Origin of the sequence: Sphingomonas yabuuchiae (genome assembly GCF_001477495.1) — a bacterium.
GTDB lineage: Bacteria > Pseudomonadota > Alphaproteobacteria > Sphingomonadales > Sphingomonadaceae > Sphingomonas > Sphingomonas yabuuchiae_A.
The window spans coordinates 14148-31538 of sequence record NZ_LDTF01000009.1 but is presented as its reverse complement, the minus strand read 5'-3'; the positions used below and the strand labels follow the sequence as shown (position 1 = coordinate 31538).

15 protein-coding genes and 1 pseudogene are annotated in these 17391 nt (G+C 64.7%); 12 read left to right on the top strand and 4 right to left on the bottom strand.

Going from position 1 to position 17391, the window contains the following annotated elements:
* Positions 1-30: 30 nt before the first annotated feature.
* The 4 genes from NS355_RS03240 to NS355_RS03225 all read left to right on the top strand — a co-directional run bounded on the left by NS355_RS03240 (position 31) and on the right by NS355_RS03225 (position 3871).
* On the top strand, positions 31-903 hold the full coding sequence (locus NS355_RS03240) for a LysR family transcriptional regulator (RefSeq protein WP_058744366.1): 873 nt from the start codon (positions 31-33) through the stop codon (positions 901-903).
* Entirely contained in the window at positions 900-2051 is a 1152-nt protein-coding gene (locus tag NS355_RS03235; protein ID WP_058717478.1) for a TDT family transporter, read from the top strand. Before NS355_RS03240 ends, NS355_RS03235 begins: the two co-directional genes overlap by 4 nt.
* A gap of 89 nt (positions 2052-2140) precedes the next feature.
* Positions 2141-3376 carry a molybdopterin-dependent oxidoreductase gene (locus NS355_RS03230; protein WP_058744469.1) on the top strand — a complete coding sequence of 412 codons (1236 nt, stop codon included), beginning with the start codon at positions 2141-2143 and terminating at the stop codon, positions 3374-3376.
* Between the two features lie 12 nt (positions 3377-3388).
* The gene (locus NS355_RS03225; protein ID WP_058744365.1) at positions 3389-3871 is read left to right on the top strand and encodes a c-type cytochrome; all 483 of its coding nucleotides are present in this window, start codon (positions 3389-3391) and stop codon (positions 3869-3871) included.
* Positions 3872-4289: 418 nt separating this feature from the next.
* On the opposite strand, the gene NS355_RS18530 is transcribed toward NS355_RS03225, so the two are convergent.
* The gene (locus NS355_RS18530) at positions 4290-4697 is read right to left on the bottom strand and encodes a hypothetical protein (protein WP_153008012.1); all 408 of its coding nucleotides are present in this window, start codon (positions 4695-4697) and stop codon (positions 4290-4292) included.
* A gap of 424 nt (positions 4698-5121) precedes the next feature.
* Here NS355_RS18530 and NS355_RS03215 point away from each other — a divergent pair.
* A pseudogene (locus tag NS355_RS03215) lies at positions 5122-6338 on the top strand (tyrosine-type recombinase/integrase).
* Positions 6339-6468: 130 nt separating this feature from the next.
* On the opposite strand, the gene NS355_RS03210 reads toward NS355_RS03215, so the two are convergent.
* Complete coding sequence (locus tag NS355_RS03210) at positions 6469-7344, bottom strand: LysR family transcriptional regulator (RefSeq protein ID WP_058744363.1); 876 nt, start codon at positions 7342-7344, stop codon at positions 6469-6471.
* 93 nt (positions 7345-7437) lie between these two features.
* On the opposite strand from NS355_RS03210, the gene NS355_RS03205 reads away from it, so the two are divergent.
* Both NS355_RS03205 and NS355_RS03200 read left to right on the top strand, forming a co-directional pair.
* Entirely contained in the window at positions 7438-8661 is a 1224-nt protein-coding gene (locus NS355_RS03205) for an MFS transporter (protein WP_058744468.1), read from the top strand.
* A gap of 312 nt (positions 8662-8973) precedes the next feature.
* On the top strand, positions 8974-9402 hold the full coding sequence (locus NS355_RS03200; RefSeq protein WP_058744362.1) for a hypothetical protein: 429 nt from the start codon (positions 8974-8976) through the stop codon (positions 9400-9402).
* Here the strand turns inward: NS355_RS03200 and NS355_RS03195 are convergent.
* Positions 9399-11009 (bottom strand): FAD-dependent oxidoreductase, encoded by a 1611-nt coding sequence (locus NS355_RS03195; RefSeq protein WP_058744361.1) that lies wholly within the window; start codon positions 11007-11009, stop codon positions 9399-9401. The two genes, NS355_RS03200 and NS355_RS03195, sit on opposite strands and share 4 nt — an antisense overlap.
* A gap of 91 nt (positions 11010-11100) precedes the next feature.
* The gene (locus NS355_RS03190; RefSeq protein WP_058744360.1) at positions 11101-11874 is read right to left on the bottom strand and encodes an SDR family NAD(P)-dependent oxidoreductase; all 774 of its coding nucleotides are present in this window, start codon (positions 11872-11874) and stop codon (positions 11101-11103) included.
* A gap of 128 nt (positions 11875-12002) precedes the next feature.
* Here NS355_RS03190 and NS355_RS03185 point away from each other — a divergent pair, with 128 nt between their 5' ends.
* The 5 genes from NS355_RS03185 to NS355_RS03165 all read left to right on the top strand — a co-directional run bounded on the left by NS355_RS03185 (position 12003) and on the right by NS355_RS03165 (position 17356).
* Positions 12003-12926, top strand: coding sequence for a LysR family transcriptional regulator (locus tag NS355_RS03185; protein ID WP_058744359.1), 924 nt, complete (start codon positions 12003-12005; stop codon positions 12924-12926).
* 56 nt (positions 12927-12982) lie between these two features.
* Entirely contained in the window at positions 12983-15430 is a 2448-nt protein-coding gene (locus NS355_RS03180) for an ATP-binding protein (RefSeq protein ID WP_058744358.1), read from the top strand.
* Between the two features lie 101 nt (positions 15431-15531).
* Positions 15532-16365, top strand: a complete 834-nt coding sequence (locus tag NS355_RS03175; protein WP_153008011.1) for an alpha/beta hydrolase — start codon at positions 15532-15534, stop codon at positions 16363-16365.
* Positions 16359-16565: a hypothetical protein gene (locus tag NS355_RS03170; RefSeq protein WP_058744356.1), complete on the top strand. Its 207-nt coding sequence runs from the start codon at positions 16359-16361 to the stop codon at positions 16563-16565. Before NS355_RS03175 ends, NS355_RS03170 begins: the two co-directional genes overlap by 7 nt.
* 131 nt (positions 16566-16696) lie before the next feature.
* Positions 16697-17356, top strand: a complete 660-nt coding sequence (locus tag NS355_RS03165) for a hydrolase (RefSeq protein ID WP_058744355.1) — start codon at positions 16697-16699, stop codon at positions 17354-17356.
* The last annotated feature ends 35 nt before the right edge of the window (positions 17357-17391 follow it).

Here is a 17391-nt window from a genome sequence, read left to right as displayed (position 1 = left end):
GTATCAATCAGATTGCGCGATATAAGCTGCATGACCCTGGAGCAGCTCAGAATCTTCGTCGGTGTCGCCGAGCGCGAACACGTCACCAAGGCAGCGGAAGCGCTGAATGTCACGCAGTCTGCTGCCTCCGGCGCGGTCGCAGCCCTCGAAGCGCGCTACGGGGTTCCTCTGTTTCACCGCGTCGGGCGTGGCATCCAGCTGACCGAAGCAGGCCGCGGCTTTCTGGAGGAAGCGCGCGCGGTGCTGGGGCGGGCAGCCCATGCCGAGACGATGCTGGCGGACTATGCCGGGCTCGCGCGTGGTTCGTTGCGGATCGTCGCCAGCCAGACGATCGCGAGCTACTGGTTGCCGGCAAAGCTCGCCGCCTTCCACGAACGCCACCCGCAGATCGCGGTCGAACTGGCGATCGACAACACCGAAGGTGCAGCAGCGCATGTCCTGAGCGGCGCGGCGGAACTCGGCTTTGTCGAGGGCGAGGTGGACGAACCGGCGCTCGCCCACTGGAATGTCGGGCGTGACCCGATGGTGCTGGTCGGCCGCGAGGACGCCGGGCGCGTCGACGAGGACTGGCTTCGGGCTGCACGCTGGATCGTCCGCGAGCAGGGTTCGGGCACGCGCTCGACCTTCGAGGACGTGCTGCGAACGCGCGGGTTTGATCCGACCCAGCTGACGGTAGCGATGACGCTGCCGTCCAACGAAGCCGTGCGCACCGCGGTCGAGGCCGGTGCCGGCGTTGCCGTGTTGTCGCGATTGGTCGTCGCACGCGCGCTCAAGGCCGGCGATCTGGTCGAGCTGCCGCTCGGGCTGCCCGACCGCACCTTTCACGCGCTGCGCCACAAGGAGCGCTATCGCACCCGCGCGGCCGACGCGCTGACGGACCTCATCAAGGAGCAGGTCGCATGACTGCCGACACCCCCTCGGTCCTGACCGGCCTCAAGCCGCTCAGCCGGCTCGATCACCCCCGCGAGATGATCCGCCAGTTCACGCCCAACTGGTTCGCCGCAACGATGGGCACGGGCATCCTCGCGCTCGCGCTACCGCAGGTGCCCGGCATTGGCCCCTCGCTGAAGCCGGTCGGCGAGGTGTTGTGGTTCTTCAACATCGCGCTCTTCGCGCTGTTCGCCAGCCTCTACGGTGCGCGCTGGGTGATGTTCGGGCACGAGGCGCGGCGCATCTTCGGGCACAACACCGTGTCTATGTTCATCGGGACCATCCCGATGGGCCTGGCGACGATCATCAACGGATGCCTCGCCTTCGGTATCGCGCGGTTCGGTAACGGCATCGTGCCGGTCGCACACGTCCTGTGGTGGATCGACGTCGCCATGTCGCTCGCCTGCGGCGTGTTGATCCCGTACCTGATGTTTACCCGCCACGAGCACAGCCTGGACGGCATGACCGCGGTATGGCTGTTGCCGGTCGTCGCTGCCGAAGTGGCGGGTGCCAGCGGCGGGCTGCTCGCGCCGCATCTGGTTGACGCCCAAGCGCAGCTGGTAACCCTTGCGACTTCCTATGTGCTGTGGGCCTATTCGGTGCCGGTCGCGTTCGGCATCCTCGCCATCCTCATCCTGCGCATGGCGCTCCATAAGCTCCCGCACGAGAGCATGGCGGCATCCTCCTGGCTCGCGCTGGGGCCGATCGGCACCGGGGCGCTGGGTATGCTGGTGCTCGGGGCGGATGCGCCGGCGATCCTCGCGGCGCACGGGTTGGCCGGTGTTGGTAGCGTCGCACAAGGGATCGGCGTCGTCGCCGGGCTCTGCCTGTGGGGTTTCGGCCTGTGGTGGCTGGCGCTCGCGACGCTCATCACCATCCGCTACTGGCGCGCCGGCGTGCCGTTCAATCTCGGCTGGTGGGGCTACACCTTCCCGCTCGGCGTCTACACCGTCGCCACCTTCCGCCTCGGCACGACGCTGAACCTGATGTTTTTCGGTATCGTCGGCACAGTGCTGACGGTTGCGCTCGCGGCGATGTGGCTGCTGGTCGGTGCCAAGACGCTAGCCGGTGCATGGCGGGGCAACCTGTTCGTCTCGCCCTGCATCGCCACCCCGAACTGATCCGCCGTGGTGATCGGATCAGTCGGTTCGATCACTTGCAGAACGTCCCTTCGATCCGCCAGCGTGGCTGGCCACAGGAGAGCTTCGTCATGGACAATTTCGACGCCCGGCTGGCGAGTGAGACCAGCCGTCGCCGCTTTCTCAGGCATGCCGCGCTCGGCAGCGCCGGCCTTGCCGCCGCCCCGGCATTGGCGCAGCAGCTCGTCGACCTGAAGCTGCCCGGCGGCAATGCCGAACGGCCGATGACCAGCGCCTTTCCCGGCAAGGGCAGTATGATCCTCCAGCGCGTCCATCCTCCGCTGTTGGAGACGCCGATGGACGTGTTCGACAAGTCGGTGTTCACGCCCAACGACCAGTTCTTCGTCCGCTGGCACTGGGCCGACATTCCGACGTCGATCGACGTCGAGAGATTCCGCCTCAACGTCTTCGGCCATGTCAACCGACCGCTATCGATCAGCCTCGCCCAGCTGCTCCGCCTGCCGCGGGTCGAAATGGCGGCGGTGAACCAGTGCTCGGGCAACAGTCGTGGGCTGTTCCAGCCGCGTGTCGCCGGTGCGCAATGGGGCAACGGCGCGATGGGCAATGCCAAATGGCTCGGCGTGCGTCTGCGCGACGTACTCGACCTCGCCGGGGTCAAGACAGGCGCAGTACAGGTGCGCTTCGGCGCGCTCGATCAGCCGGTCGTGGCGGGTGCCCCTGACTTCGAGAAGGCGCTCGACATCAACCATGCCCGCGACGGTGAGGTAATGATCGCCTTTGCTATGAACGGGGAACAGCTGCCGCTGCTGAACGGCTTTCCTTGCCGGCTGATCGTGCCGGGCTGGTACTCGACCTATTGGGTCAAGATGCTGAACGCGATCGAGGTGCTGCCCCGCCCCGACGACCAGTATTGGATGGCCAAGGCCTACAAGATCCCTGCGACACCCGGCGCGAATGTCGAGCCCGGTACCAAGGACTTCCCCACCGTCCCCATCAATAGGATGATCCCGCGCAGTTGGATGACCAGCCTGCCCGATGGCCAGGCGATCGCCTATGAGGCGTCGATCCCGGTCGGCGGTATCGCGATGGGCGGCGACTGCGGCGTCGCCAAGGTCGATGTGTCGTCGGACGGTGGCCGCACCTGGTACAGGACGACGCTCGGCGCGGACGAGGGCAGGTACAGCTTTCGCCGCTGGCATGGTCGCGTGCCGCTCCGACGCGGCCCCAACCCGATCATGGTGCGCTGCTGGAACACCAACGGGGTCGCCCAGCCGATGAAGCCGATCTGGAATCCCGGCGGGTTCATGCGCGGCAATATCGAGACCACCACCATCATCGCCTCTTGAGGAGCGAGTAGCATGAAGACCCCGTCTCCCGGCGTCATGGCCGCCGGCCTGATCGGCCTAACCGGTATCATCCTCGTCTCGATCGGCGCGCCGAGCAGCCGCAAGGCGCCCGTTCCGATCTCCGAGACTTCTGAGCCGGCACCGGCCGCCAGCGTGTCGGCGCGCGGCCTCTCGCTTGCCTCGACCAGCGTCGACCTGCCGGTCGACGACGCGACCTATCCCGACGGGCCGCACGCCGACGTCGTCAACGCCAACTGCACCTCGTGCCACTCGGCCAGCATGGCGCTGACCCAGCCATCGCTATCGGCGGATCAGTGGAAGGCGACCGTCACCAAGATGCGTGAGGTGTACAAGGCGCCGGTGGCCGAGAAGGACGTCGACGCGATCGTTGCTTATCTCACCGCCATGCCGAGCCAGAAGGCCGCACCTGCGACCGGCAAGGCGCAGGATCCCGATCCCAAGGTGGCTCCCGACGTCTCAGGTGGAACAGGCTAGGTCAGCATCTTTCTAAAATCCCGAAATACCATCCCGGCAGGAACGCCTCAGCCGCTTACGTTGCTGACATCCCCGCCAAGCTGTCACCGGGTGAGGATAGTCTGGCCTATCGAGGCGCTTCGGTAGCCATTTTGACCGCCAAGCCGGCCAGGACGGTGCCCATAACCCAACACTGGACCAGCGCGCGAAGGTAGAACGTTGCGTGAGCAACACAGCGACCGTGGCCGCCGAGATTGCGATCATGGCGTTGACGAAAACGCTAATGACGATCTGCATTGTCCCGAAAACCAGAGCCTGCCTCAAGATGCTGCCGTTCGCCGGAATGATAAATTGCGGCGGCGGCGACAGATACATGGCTGCGATCTTTGTGTTTAGCAGATAATCAAGCTGATATCTTCTTGATGTATCACTCCAAATTCTAGCCGTTTGCCCACGTCTGTCCGGTTGATGTATTCACCGATTCGGGGTTCTGTAGCAAAGGACCATAGAATGAGTGAGTTTTCAATTCATCGGCTTCCGCCGGCTCCGTTTCAGCTTCAACGCTGTCTCGCATCAGCTCGTAGCGATGATCCTCAGCGGTAGCCTTACGGCTACCTTCTAGTTGATCTGACCACTCCAACTCCCGACGCTCAATAGCTTGCCAGCTTTCAGATAGAAGATGGCGTTCAATAGCGGCGCACGCCTTCTCTTTGTCGGTAGCGGCGACATACACCTCGCTCGTATGAAACTGATTTCCGATAAGAGCTTTAAAAACCTGCATTTTTACCTCCACGTTTAAAATAGCCTCCTCGATGTAAATATTATATGATGATAAGGGCTGGCTCACATTTTAGTTGAGTTCGGCTTGGTTTAGCGGCGATGCATCAGAGCAGGGCGCAAAGGCGCCGCCAAACCTGGCATGCTGGGGTCCGCTGACAAGAGCGCATCGCGAGTAGCGTATCAATATGAACGCTCGGCAAAACGGTGCGGTGGTTCAAAGCCGCATGATGCCCTTTAATTCCTCGATCAACTCAGAAGAGACGCATCATTTCAGATCAGCCCCTTGGCACCGAAATTTCCCAGCAATCTGAGTGCCCAGTTTCGTCCGATTGGGTGCACCATCACGTCCCCGGAACAAACCTGGAAAACCGCAGAAATCTGCGGTAAACTGCCTCTCGGCGGTCCCGTGAAATCTCATTATGTTCCGCCGTGGCCCACTCAAAAGGGGCCACGAATCATGGGGCCACGAACGTTGCAGGAGGCGTGGCCCCATGCTTACGGTTGTGCAGATTCGGGCGCTGAAACCGGCAGAGCGTCCCTACAAGGTGGCCGATTCGGATGGCCTGTATCTACTGGTGCAGCCATCCGGCGCCCTGCTCTGGCGCTTTCGCTATCGATGCTGCGGCATCGAGCGCAAATTATCGCTGGGCAGTTTCCCCGATGTCTCCCTGGTCCAGGCGCGGCGGAAGCGCGACGAGGCCAAGGCCGAACTCGATGACGGGATCGATCCCGTCGAGGAAAAGCGCCAGCGGCGGCTAAAGGCCGAACTGGCGCCACAGACAACGTTCGCACTCGTCGCCGGGGAATATATCGAGAAAATGGAGCGTGAGGGCCCTTCCCCCGCCACCATCAAGAAAGCGCGCTGGTTCCTTGAACTTCTCGACGGCATCGCCAAGCGCCCAATAGCCGCGATCACCCCGCATGAGCTTCTCGACGTGCTGAAGCGGGTCGAGCGTCGCGGACATCATGAGACGGCGCTTCGGCTACGCTCCTTTGCCGGCCGTGTCTTTCGCTATGGTTTCGCGACGCTGCGGACTGAGCGCAATCCAGCCGACATCCTGCGTGGCGCCCTCACCGTTCCTCGGGTCAAGCATCATGCCGCGATCGTCGAGCCGAAGAAGGTCGGCGACCTGCTGCGAGCAATCGACGGGTACACGGGGCGGCCCGAGACCCTGCATGCACTCAGGATCGCGCCGCATGTCTTCCTGCGCCCGGGAGAGTTGCGACAGGCGAAGTGGAGCGAGATCGACTTCGCCGAAAAGGTCTGGCGCGTGCCGGCAGAGCGCATGAAGATGAAGCAGCCCCATGCCGTACCGTTGTCGCGGCAGGTACTGTTTTTGTTGCAGGATCTACGGTCGCTGGCACGGGACAGCGAATTCCTCTTCCCGGCGCTTCATACCACCAAGCGCTGCATCTCCGACAACACGCTGAACGTCGCGCTGCGCCGCCTGGGGTTCGAGAACGACGAAATGACCAGCCACGGCTTCCGCGCCATGGCCAGCACACTTCTCAACGAGTCAGGGCTGTGGCATCCCGACGCCATCGAGCGCGCGCTGGCCCATGGCGAGAAGGACAAGTGCGCGCCGCCTATCATCGCGGCGCGCACTGGGCGGAACGGGTGCGCATGGCGCAGTGGTGGTCGGATTATCTCGATCAACTCCGGATCGGTGGTGCCGTCATCAAGGGCAAGTTTCGAAAGCGGGCGTAAGGCCGCGGCCCGAACACCTTCTTCTCCGCCGCCGTCCCCGCTGCCGCCGTCTTCTTCCGGCAATGATCAATTAATCCTGAACCTCGATCAGTCCATGATCACGTCAAATGAACAGGTGAAGCATTTAAGATTAAGAAAGATGGTCGGACATTGCTTTGAGGAAGAGGTGCACCTTCTGCGGAGTAAGACGTCTGGTTGGCAGCACGGCCCATATGCCGTGATCAGGCACAGCTCCATCAGTCAGCGTGACATGCTGAAGCCGCCCTGCAGCGACGTCTTCGCGCACATTCCATTCCGATAATTGGGCTATACCGAGGCCGCGAATACTCGCCTCATGCAGCGCCTCCACGCTGTCCGCAGCAAAGCGGCCGCTGATCGACTGACGAACGGTTTTGCCCAATCGTTCGAATGTCCACTGCTGTCCGCTAGCGACGGCGAGACACTCGTGATCGCGTAGGTCAGCAACCTTGGTCGGAGTGCCGTGCATCGCCAAATAGGCAGGGGCGGCGTAAAGCCCCCTTGCATTGGTAGCCAGGCGGCGGGCAATCAGATTGCTGTCGCGTAAGTCCCCGAAGCGGATCGCGACATCGACACCCTGCGCGACGATATCGGCCACGGCATCGCTGAGTAGCAACTCTACCTTGAGCCGCGGGTGCTGGGCGAGAAAGCCGACCAGCATTGGCGTCAGGACCTTTCGTCCGAACGGAACTGATGCCGCTACCCGCAGCAACCCAACGGTGCCCGTGCCCCCACTGGCAACCGCCGCTCGCGCATCCTCGGCATGCGCGAGCATGGCCTTGGCATGAGGCAGGAATGCCTCGCCATCCGGTGTAAGCGACAGGGAACGGGTTGTCCGATGCACGAGCCGGGCACCGATCTCAGCTTCGAGCGCCGCCAGCCGCCGCGATGCGATGACCGGGGTCAAGCCGAGCCGGCGCCCTGCCGCAGAGAGACTGCCCTGCTGGACGGCTTCGACCAGCACAGCAATGTCAGCGAGATCCAGCATATCGCCTGATGATAAACCGTCTGATCAGATGAAGCTACTTATGCTTTCGCGCGATAAGGTCCAGATGGGCAGATGCGCATGCAGGAGGATCATATGACGCCCACCGCACCCATCAATAACGTCAACGAAAAAACGAAGCTTCGGCCGGGGTTGAACCTCGTGATGGCGGTCGCGGCGGGCGTCGCGGTCGCCAACATCTATTACAATCAGCCGATGTTGGGGATCATGGAAAAGGATCTTCCCGCTTCCTTGACCCGGTTCGTACCGACCGCAACGCAGCTCGGTTATGCGGCGGGGCTGTTCCTATTGGTCCCGCTGGGCGACCTGATCGAGCGCAGGCGCCTCATCGTCATCCAGTTCGGCGGCTTGGCCGTCGCTCTGGCGATCGCGGCGATCGCCCCAAGTGCGGCGATGGTAGTCCTTGCCTCGCTGCTCGTCGGCGTGCTGTCGACCGTCGCGCAGCAGATCGTGCCGCTTGCCGCGCATCTGGCGACGCCGGAGCGTCGCGGCGCGACGGTGGGCACGGTGATGGCCGGATTGCTATGCGGTATCCTGCTCAGCCGGACGCTGGCGGGTTTCGTCGCAACATATGGTGGTTGGCGCGAGATGTTCTGGCTCGGCGTGCCGATGGCGATTGGGGCGGGCGCGTTGATGCAATGGATGCTGCCCCACAGCGCTCCGGACACAACGCACAGCTATGGATCGCTGCTGCGATCGCTCGGTGGCCTCTGGTCGGAATTTGCCGCCTTGCGCAAGGCGGCGTTGACCCAGGCGCTGCTGTTTGCCGGTTTCAGCGCGTTCTGGACAATTTTGGCGCTGCATCTTCAGGAACCGAGCTTCTCGCTCGGCGCGGCCGCGGCAGGGCTGTTTGGGATCGTCGGAGCGGTCGGGGTGCTGGCTGCGCCTGTCGCAGGCAGGATCGCCGATCGTCGCGGACCGCAGCGCGTCATCCTGTTCAGCGCGGTGCTGACCCTGGTCGCTTGGGGCGTGTTCGGAGCCGTCGGATCAATCGCCGGCCTGATCGTCGGCGTCATCCTGCTCGATTTCGGCGTGCAGAGCGCACTCGTCTCCAACCAGCATATCGTCTACGCGCTGCGGCCCGACGCCCGCGCGCGGCTGAACACGATCTTCATGGGGGCCATGTTCCTGGGCGGCGCGGCGGGTTCGGCCGGTGTGACGGTCGCATGGCAGGCTGGCGGTTGGAGCGCAGTCGTCCTTCTGGGCGCGATCCTCTCCGCCGCCGCCGTGCTGATCCAACTCGTCGCGATCAGGCGGGTAAATCAAGTCCAGCAGCACGTCGGTCTGCCCGGCGATTAACGGGAATCGCCGCAGAAGGGCTCGGGCGCACCTCTTCTTTGCGGGCGCGCCGTCGGCTGGCGATCAGGCGAAAGGGGCCCGGGATCGCCACGGCGTTGGTATCGCTAAGGCTCGGTGATGATGCCATTCGGCATTGGGGCATAGCGCATTTTCCGCTGGAACCACGCGGAGATACGCCCGCATTGCTGGCACAAGAAAGTTTACAAGCGCAGCGGCGTTGTTGGAAAACCGCACACGGATCGGGGCCGCCCTGCGCCTTTCGTTCAGCTTCGCTTTCCTAAGGATGGATCGCCATTAGCAGGGAGCGTCATCATGCGCCTATCGACCATCATTCTCGCCATCGGCATGCTTACGGGAACCACGGCGGCGACGGCCAGCGTCGATACGTCGCCAAAGCCGGGCGGTGTCTATCGGTTGAAGCCCGGCATCTATGTCCAGAAGGGAACCGCCTGCGCATCGGCACCCAATGCCGCGATCCGGCAATATGACGGGCGTGGCATCAGTACGCCTCACACTCGCGAATGCCGCGCACGCATCCTGTCTCGCCGTGGCGACCGCTATGAGGTCAGCCAGTCCTGCATCGACGCTGGCGCAGGTCCGGCACCGCGTTTCGTCGAGCGCCAGACGGTCGGCATCCGCGATGCGCTCACCTTCGACATCAAGACCCGCGGTCCGACGACCGAATATCGTTATTGCCCGCCCTATATGCTTCCCGCAGGTATCCGGGCGACGACACGTTAGGTTCGGACGTGCTCCCACACCTTCGAGATGACGACGGAGCCTTCGCCGACGGACGAGGCCACGCGCTTGACCGAGCCCGATCGTACGTCGCCGACCGCGAAGATGCCGGGACGCGACGTGGCATAAGCCGATGTGGCGCCAGCGGAGGCACCTGTCAGGATGAACCCCTTGTCGTCCAGGGCGACGAGGTCGGCGAGCCAATGGGTGTTCGGCACCGCGCCGACCATGACGAACATCGCACAGGTCGGCAGGGTGCGAAGACCGGCGTCGTTGCGGATCGTAACGGCCTCCAGCGTCGTGTCGCCGTGAAGTTCGGTGACCTTCGCGCCATATTCGATGGTGATGGCAGGATCGGCCTCCAGCCGACTGGACAGATAATGCGACATCGACGTCGCCAGTGTGTCGCCACGCACCAACAGCCGTACGTGGCGGGCAACTCGACTAAGATACATCGCGGCCTGCCCAGCCGAATTCCCGCCCCCGATGACGACGACATCGGCATCGCGGCAGAAGCGCGCCTCACTCTCGGTCGCCGCATAATAGATGCCCGCCCCCTCCAGTTCCACCAGCCGATCAAGCGGCAGTCGGCGATATTGCACCCCGGTCGCTACCACCACGGACGCGGCACGAATGCGCTGTCCGTTTGAAAAGTGCGCGCAGAAGCCGCCGTCGTCGAGCTGTTCGAGCGATGCCACCCGCCGGGGCATGACGAAGCGGGTGCCGAACTTCATCGCTTGGATCTCACCGCGCCAGACCAGGTCGCCGCCCGAGATGCCGGTCGGGAAACCCATATAGTTCTCGATTCGGCTTGAGGTGCCAGCCTGTCCCCCGATCGCGGTTTCGTCCACGACCAGCGCCCGTAACCCTTCCGCTCCCGCATAGACGCCAGCGGAGACACCGGCTGGCCCCGCGCCAATGATCAGAACGTCGAATTCGGCATCGTCGGGCAGGTCCTGCTCGATGCCCAAGAGGCGTGCGATGGTTTCCGGCGTCGGATCGGTGACAACCAGATCGCGGCCGAACACCACCAACGGCCTATCCTGCGGCGTGCCGCAGCTCGTCGCCACCTCCGCGGCCTGGGCGCTGCCCAGCGGATGGGAGCGATGGGGAATGCGGTTGCGTGCGGCGAACTCGGTGATCTGGCGGATGGCGCGATCCTTTTCCTCGCCGACCAAGACAAGCATGGCATCGCCGGACTCCAACTGTCGTCTGCGGCGTGCCGCCAGAACCGTGATGATGATGTCGGACATCTCGGGGATCGCCGACATCAGGTGCAGGATGCGGTCGCGCGGCACCTCCACGACCCGCGTGTCGACGGCCGCGCGCATCGCCATCGACCAATTCCCGCCCGACAGGAGAGGGATTTCAGCCATGAACTGGGTCGGTCCCAGCGTCGAGGGCCGCAGCCGCTCACCCGTGAAGGGGTTCACTACTTCGACCTCGCCTGCCTCGACATAGACGAACCGGTCGACCGGCGTTCCAATCTCCGCCAGCCATTCGCCCGCCGCGTAGCATTTCTGCACACCCGCGGCACGGATCGCCCCGACATGCGCGGGAGCGAGCGGCATCCGCTGCATCTCATTGAGATCACGCCCGATCGATTCCATGGCCCAAGCTCCCTGTTGCCCTTGGTGCTATCGATCATGGCCCTCTGCTGCAACGGACTGGCGCGCGCAGCGGCCAGCCCGTTGCATCGGCTCAGACGATCGTCGGCGTGATGCCTCCGTCGACACGAAGGGCCGCGCCATTGGTCGCCGCCGACAAAGGGCTGGCGAGATAGGCGACCATGGTGGCGATCTCCTCGGGCTCGATCATGCGCTGGATCAGCGAGGTCGCGCGGTCGCGAGCGAAGAAGTTGCTTTCGATCTCCTCGATCGGGGCGTGCGGATCATCGGCGACGCTCTTGAGGAAGTCGACGATTCCCTCTGAGCGGGTCGTGCCGGGCATGACCGTGTTGACCGTCACGGCGGTGCCCTTCGTGAGTCCGGCAAGACCACGGGAGATGGCAAGCTGGGCGGTCTTGGTCATGCCGTAATGGATCATGTCTGACGGCACCATCACGCCGGATTCGCTGGCGATGAAGATGATCCGCCCCTGATTGCGGGCGATCATGCCGGGGAAATAGGCACGAGCCAGTCGCACACCGGACAGCACGTTGATCTCGAAGAAGCGACGCCAGTCCGCATCGGTGATGTCACCGAACGGCTTGGCCTCATAGATGCCGAGATTGTTGACCAGAATGTCGACCTGCGGAACTGCCGCGATCAACGTCTCCGCGCCTTCCGCCGTGGCCGGGTCCGCCAGAATCCCGCGCGCGCCGATGTCCGCCGCTGCCGCCTCCAGCTTCGCCGTTTGGCGCCCGCTAATGACGACGTCGGCCCCTTCCGAGCCCAAGCGACGCGCGATCGCAAGGCCGATCCCGGCCGTCGCGCCGGTGACGAGCGCCGTCTTTCCCTTCAGTTCGAGGTCCATTTTATAGCCTTTCCGTTTGCAAGGAGCGTCGCAACGCCCGTCACTCAGGAATTTGGAGATAGACTAAGTGGTTGATAACAGAGGCACGGGCCATTTGAGTTGTGAACTCAAGTCATAAGTGAGATCGCATGGATAACCGCGCTGGCGAAATGCAGGTCTTCGTGGCCGTCGCCGAAACCGGCAGCTTTTCGGGGGCGGCGCGACGGCTGACGATGACGCCCTCGACCATATCGAAGCTGATCGCGCGGCTGGAGGAGCGGCTCGGCGTGCAATTGGTCGAGCGGTCGACGCGGCGCCTGTCGCTGACGGCTGAGGGACGTCTCTATCAAGAGCGTGCGACGCAGATGCTGCGCGATCTCGACCTGCTCGAACGTGATCTCGCGATGGGAAGCGCCAGCGAAAGAGGGACGGTGCGCATTTCCGCATCGGTGGCGTTCGGAACGCTCGCCATCGAACCCTTGCTGCCATCCTTCTGGGATGCGCACCCCGCGATCGTCATCGACCTTTCCTTGTCGGACGCGATGACGGACCTGTATCTGGAGCGAACCGACATCGCCTTCCGGGTCGGGGGGCTACGCGATTCCGCACTGACGGCACGGGTGATCGGGCGTGCACGGCGCCTGATCGTCGCGTCCCCTTCCTATCTGGCGCGCGCCGGTACGCCGCGCCACGTGGCCGACCTGCATCGGCACAATTGCCTCGGCTTCAACTTTCAACGGGCGCAGCCGGTCTGGCCGATGCGGACCGGCGGTCGCATCATCGACCGGATGGTGACGGGCAATCTGCTCGCCAATAATGGCGAGACGGTTCGGCGACTGGCAGTTGCGGGCGCGGGCCTTGCCCGGCTGGGTGAATATCATGTCCGCGATGATCTGGCGGCCGGCCGGTTGGTGGAAGTGCTGGCCGATCACGGCGTCGGTGATGAGGAGCAGGTAGCAGCCCTATACCTTGGTGGGCGGCGGTTGCCGAAGCGGACCCGCGCAGCGCTGGACTTTCTGGTGCCACGATTGCGCACCTTCCTCATCGAGCCGAAAACAGAATATTCTCAATGAAATGTCTCGTGGTTAGAGAAGCATGATCGATCACCCGCAAAAGGTTCCATCATGCCATGACCGGCGCCCGCTATCGTTTCGGTCCCTTTCAGATGGACGTTCCGCACCTGGCGTTGACCCGTGACGGAGTGCCGCTGAAGCTGGGCGGCCGAGCGCTCAACCTGTTGGCGGTGCTGGTCGAGGCGGAGGGGCAGTTGGTGGCGCGTGATGCGCTGATCGATCGCGTGTGGCCCAACCAGGCGATCGACGACAGCGCGATTCGTGTTCACCTGTCCGCCGCGCGCAAGGCGCTGGCGATGCCGGACGGCGAAGCGACGATCGTGGCGGATGCCGGGCGAGGCTATCGTCTGGCCCTCCCGGTCGAACGATTGGGGGGTGAGCATATGACCCCGTCGGCCGAGCGTCGCGTGTGCCGGCTGCCCGCCTCGATCGGCCGGATCTTCGGGCGCGAGGAGGTGATTTCGACCATCGCCGACGAACTGGCGGAGCGGCGTTTCATCTCGATCGTCGGCCCCGGCGGGATCGGCAAGACGACCGCCGCGACCGCGATCGGTCGCCGGCTGGTACGGGCGATGGGGATCGAGGCGTGGTTTGTCGACCTGGCGCCCGTGACGGATGCCGCGATGGTGGCGGCGACGTTGGCGACCACGCTGGAACTTTCAGCACCGGGCACCGATTTGTCCCAGCGTATCGCGGCAAGGCTGGCAGAGCGCCCCTCCCTTATCCTGCTCGACAATTGCGAGCATGTCATAGACGCCGCGGCCTCGCTCGCCGAGGCGGTCCTGCATGGTGCCCCGCAGGCGATGCTGCTCGTCACCAGCCATGAGCCGCTGCGTGCGCAGGGCGAATGGGTGCACCGCCTCGCCGCGCTCGAATTGCCCGACGAGCATGCGACGACCAGCCTGGAGCAGGTTGCCCAGCTCTCCGCGCCCGCCTTGTTCGACGAACGCGCCCGCGCCGCCAATAGTGATTTCCGCCTCGACGCGCAGAGCGTGCCGGTGGTCGTCGACATTTGTCGCAAGCTGGACGGTATTCCGCTGGCGATCGAACTGGCCGCCGCGCGGATCGATACGATGACGCCGCAGGCGATCGCCGATGCGCTGGACGATCGTTTCGCCTTGCTGACGCGCGGGCGGCGCACGGCCTTGCCGCGCCACCGGACGCTGCGCGGCGCGCTCGACTGGAGCTACGACCTGCTCGCCCCGCCGCTGCAGAAACTGCTCGACCGGCTCGCGCTCTTCCGCAGCCATTTCGATGCGGAGGATGCGGCGGCCATGGCAGCGGGGGCGGGTATCAGCCGGTTCGAGGCGGATGATCTGCTCGCTGAACTCGTCGCCAAGTCGCTGGTCGTGGCGACGCCATCGCCCGGGTCGATGCGCTACCGTCTGCTGGATACCACGCGGCATTATGGACAGGAGCGGTTGCGAGCGACCGGCATGGCCGAACAGGCGCAGCGCGATCATGCGCATGTGCTGCTGCGCGGGCTGGCCGACAGCGCCACCGCCTGGGAGGGCAAGGCCCCGCGCGAATGGCTGGCCGAATATAGTGTGCGGATCGACGACGTGCGCAGCGCCATCGCCTGGGCGAGCGCAGGCAAGGACGCAGGCCTGGCGGCGGAACTGGTCATCGCCGCCGCGCCCCTGTGGTTCCACCTGTCGCTGCCCGCTGAATTCCTGCGCTATGCCGAGGCAGTCATCGCGAACATGGCCGAGGGGCAGGTGGAGCCTGCGCGGCAGGTCGAACTGCTGACCGCTTATGGCCATGGCCTCTGGCATACTGAGGGACCGGTGCCCGCGATGGCCGATGCCTTTGCCCGCGCGCTGACGCTGGCCGAGGGGATCGGCTCCGCCCCCCTGGCCTTACGCGCGCTGTGGGGCGTGTGGGCGCAGAGCATCCTGGCCGGACGCTACGACGAAAGCCTCGTCTTCGCCCGACGCTTCGATGCGCGGGTCGGCGGGGACGGCGCGTTGGCGGATCGGCAGACGGCGGCACACATGCTGGCCCTGTCGCTGCATTTCTCAGGCGATCACGCCGGATCGCGGCGCATGCTGGAGGTGGTGATGGCGGGCGACGCCGCCCCCGAGCGCGCCAACCATGCGAACCATGCGCAAGTCGACGGCAAGATCGCGGTGCTCAGCCTGTTGATGCGACTCCATTGGGCCGAGGGCGATCTGATGTCCGCGATGGCCATTGCCCGCGATTGCGCCGAGGATGCCGAGCGGATCGATCATGCGCTGTCGGTCTGTTACGGGCTAGCAGTCGGCTGCATTCCCGTGGCGATCGCTGCGGAGCAACGTGAGCTGGCGGCCGAATGGATCGCAGCACTGGCGCGGCGCACGACCCGCCATGGCCTCAACCACTGGCACAGCTTCGTCGCGGGCTATGGGCAGGCGCTCGATCCCGCCACCCGCGCGCCCGATCGGGTCAGCGGGATGCAGGCCGAGATGTATGCAGTCGCGGCGGGCGGCGGGGGTGACGTGCCCTGGCGGCGCGAAGGCGCTTAACGACTCTTCACGACGCTTCACTCGCGGGGATCGGGTGCGGCGCCCATAGTCCTTCTTGTCAGTCGGTCAGTGATCGACACACGATTTGAAGGACTTGAACCGTGCCTCACGACACGAACCCTGTCGTCCCGCCCCGCGCCGTGCGGCTTTCGACAGTCGCCGAGCATCCCGTGCTCGATCCCGTCGTCCAGTCGTTCCTGGATCGCTGGCAAGAAGGCGCCGGCCAGCAGGATCCAGGCGCGGCGTCGCTCGTAACGCTTCGTCCGGCGGGCGACGACCGGCCGCTGCCGCTTTTCCTGTATCTGGAGGTCGCCTCCGATCGTGACGGGGACCGGCTGCCCGCGCTTCGCGCGCTGGCCGAAGATGCCGGGGTGGCGATCCTGCGCTATCGAATCGCCGATGCCGATCTGTCGGGTGCCGCCGCCCTGGTCGCGGCGATGCCGCTGGCCGATCGGGGTCCGATCGCGATTGGCGGCGACGGCCTGGGCGCGGCCCTTGCGCTAGCGCTGGTCGTGGCGCGCCCCGCCGGCTGGTCGATCCGGCTGCTCATCCTGGCGACCCCGGTGCTCGGGCACCCCTCTGATGTCGCGGGCACGGAATGGCTGGACGCCGAACGGGCGACGCATCTGGCGGCCAAAGCCGCCGCGATCATCGATCCGGCCGCGCTGACGGTCGAGCCCTTCGCCTTTCCCCGAACGCTGCTGCTCACCGCCGAGGCGGACCCCTTTGCCGAACCGACCGAGGCGTTGGGCCGCCGCCTGATGGCGCAGGGCGTCGACCTGTCCGCCGCACGGGTCATCGGCATGATCCATGATTTCACCTGGTTACCCCCCTTACGCGACGCGGCCGGTGCCACCGACGCGCTGCGCGTCATCGCAGCCGCCTTGCGCGATCATCTTCACACCCCCGCCTCCGAGGAGCTTTCCCCATGCTGATGCCACACGATCTGTCGCCGCCCACCGACCGGGACGCGCTGTTCCCCCGTATCCTGATCGGCGGCGGCGGGCTGCTGCTGGTGGGGCTCGCCTGCCTTGCCATGGGGCCGGACGGGACGCTGGCGATGCTGTTGTTCCTCTATCTGATCGGCCTCGCCATCGTGCTGCGCGCCGTGATGGCGCCTGCCGCACGCCAGTGAAGCGCTTCACCGTCTATTCGACTTTCTTGAACGCACAGGCCGAAACTATCGGGATATTCCGCCAAGCCGGTCCTGCATAATCTCCCCTCAACATCAGCCAAGTTGCTCAAAAACACAGGAAGGAAGACACGATGCCGAAAGCCACCCCGACCCCTGGTTCCTCGCTGCTCTCGCCGACGGACCACAGCCTGGTCCTGATCGATTTCCAATCGCAAATGGCCTTCGCCACCAAGTCGATCGCGCCCGAACTGCTGCGCAACAATGCCGCGCTGGTCAGCCGCGCCGCCAAGTCGTTCGGCGTGCCGACGATCCTGACCACGGTCGCCGAAAAGAGCTTTTCCGGCCCGATGTTCGACGAGATCGTCGAGGCGTTCGACGGCCAGCCGATGCTCGACCGCACCAGCATGAACACCTGGGAAGACGCCGCCGTGATCGATGAGGTGAACCGGATCGGCAAGGACCGGATCGTGTTCGCCGGGCTGTGGACCAGCGTGTGCATCGTCGGCCCCGTCGCCTCCGCGATCGACCAGGGTTTCGACGTCTATTTCATCGCCGATGCCTGCGGCGACATTTCGGTCGAGGCGCATGAGCGCGCGGTACAGCGGATGATCCAGCTCGGCGCCAAGCCGATGACCGCGCTGCAATATCTGCTCGAACTGCAACGCGACTGGGCGCGCACCGAGACCTACGAGTCGACCACCGGCATCGCGAAGAAATGGGGCGGTGCCTACGGCCTGGGCGTCACCTACGCCAAGGCGATGTTCGGCGCCTCCGAAGGCGGCCACGCCTGATCCCATCCCCCCACACAAGACGCGAAAGGAACGAC

Coding starts and splice junctions, on each gene's coding strand:
- NS355_RS03190 (WP_058744360.1), bottom strand. CDS start 11,874: ATGGACCTCGAACTGAAGGGAAAGACGGCGCTCGTCACCGGCGCGACG.
- NS355_RS03180 (WP_058744358.1), top strand. CDS start 12,983: ATGACCGGCGCCCGCTATCGTTTCGGTCCCTTTCAGATGGACGTTCCG.
- NS355_RS03165 (WP_058744355.1), top strand. CDS start 16,697: ATGCCGAAAGCCACCCCGACCCCTGGTTCCTCGCTGCTCTCGCCGACG.
- NS355_RS03205 (WP_058744468.1), top strand. CDS start 7,438: ATGACGCCCACCGCACCCATCAATAACGTCAACGAAAAAACGAAGCTT.
- NS355_RS03170 (WP_058744356.1), top strand. CDS start 16,359: ATGCTGATGCCACACGATCTGTCGCCGCCCACCGACCGGGACGCGCTG.
- NS355_RS03210 (WP_058744363.1), bottom strand. CDS start 7,344: ATGCTGGATCTCGCTGACATTGCTGTGCTGGTCGAAGCCGTCCAGCAG.
- NS355_RS03240 (WP_058744366.1), top strand. CDS start 31: ATGACCCTGGAGCAGCTCAGAATCTTCGTCGGTGTCGCCGAGCGCGAA.
- NS355_RS03200 (WP_058744362.1), top strand. CDS start 8,974: ATGCGCCTATCGACCATCATTCTCGCCATCGGCATGCTTACGGGAACC.
- NS355_RS03230 (WP_058744469.1), top strand. CDS start 2,141: ATGGACAATTTCGACGCCCGGCTGGCGAGTGAGACCAGCCGTCGCCGC.
- NS355_RS03225 (WP_058744365.1), top strand. CDS start 3,389: ATGAAGACCCCGTCTCCCGGCGTCATGGCCGCCGGCCTGATCGGCCTA.
- NS355_RS03185 (WP_058744359.1), top strand. CDS start 12,003: ATGGATAACCGCGCTGGCGAAATGCAGGTCTTCGTGGCCGTCGCCGAA.
- NS355_RS03235 (WP_058717478.1), top strand. CDS start 900: ATGACTGCCGACACCCCCTCGGTCCTGACCGGCCTCAAGCCGCTCAGC.
- NS355_RS03195 (WP_058744361.1), bottom strand. CDS start 11,009: ATGGAATCGATCGGGCGTGATCTCAATGAGATGCAGCGGATGCCGCTC.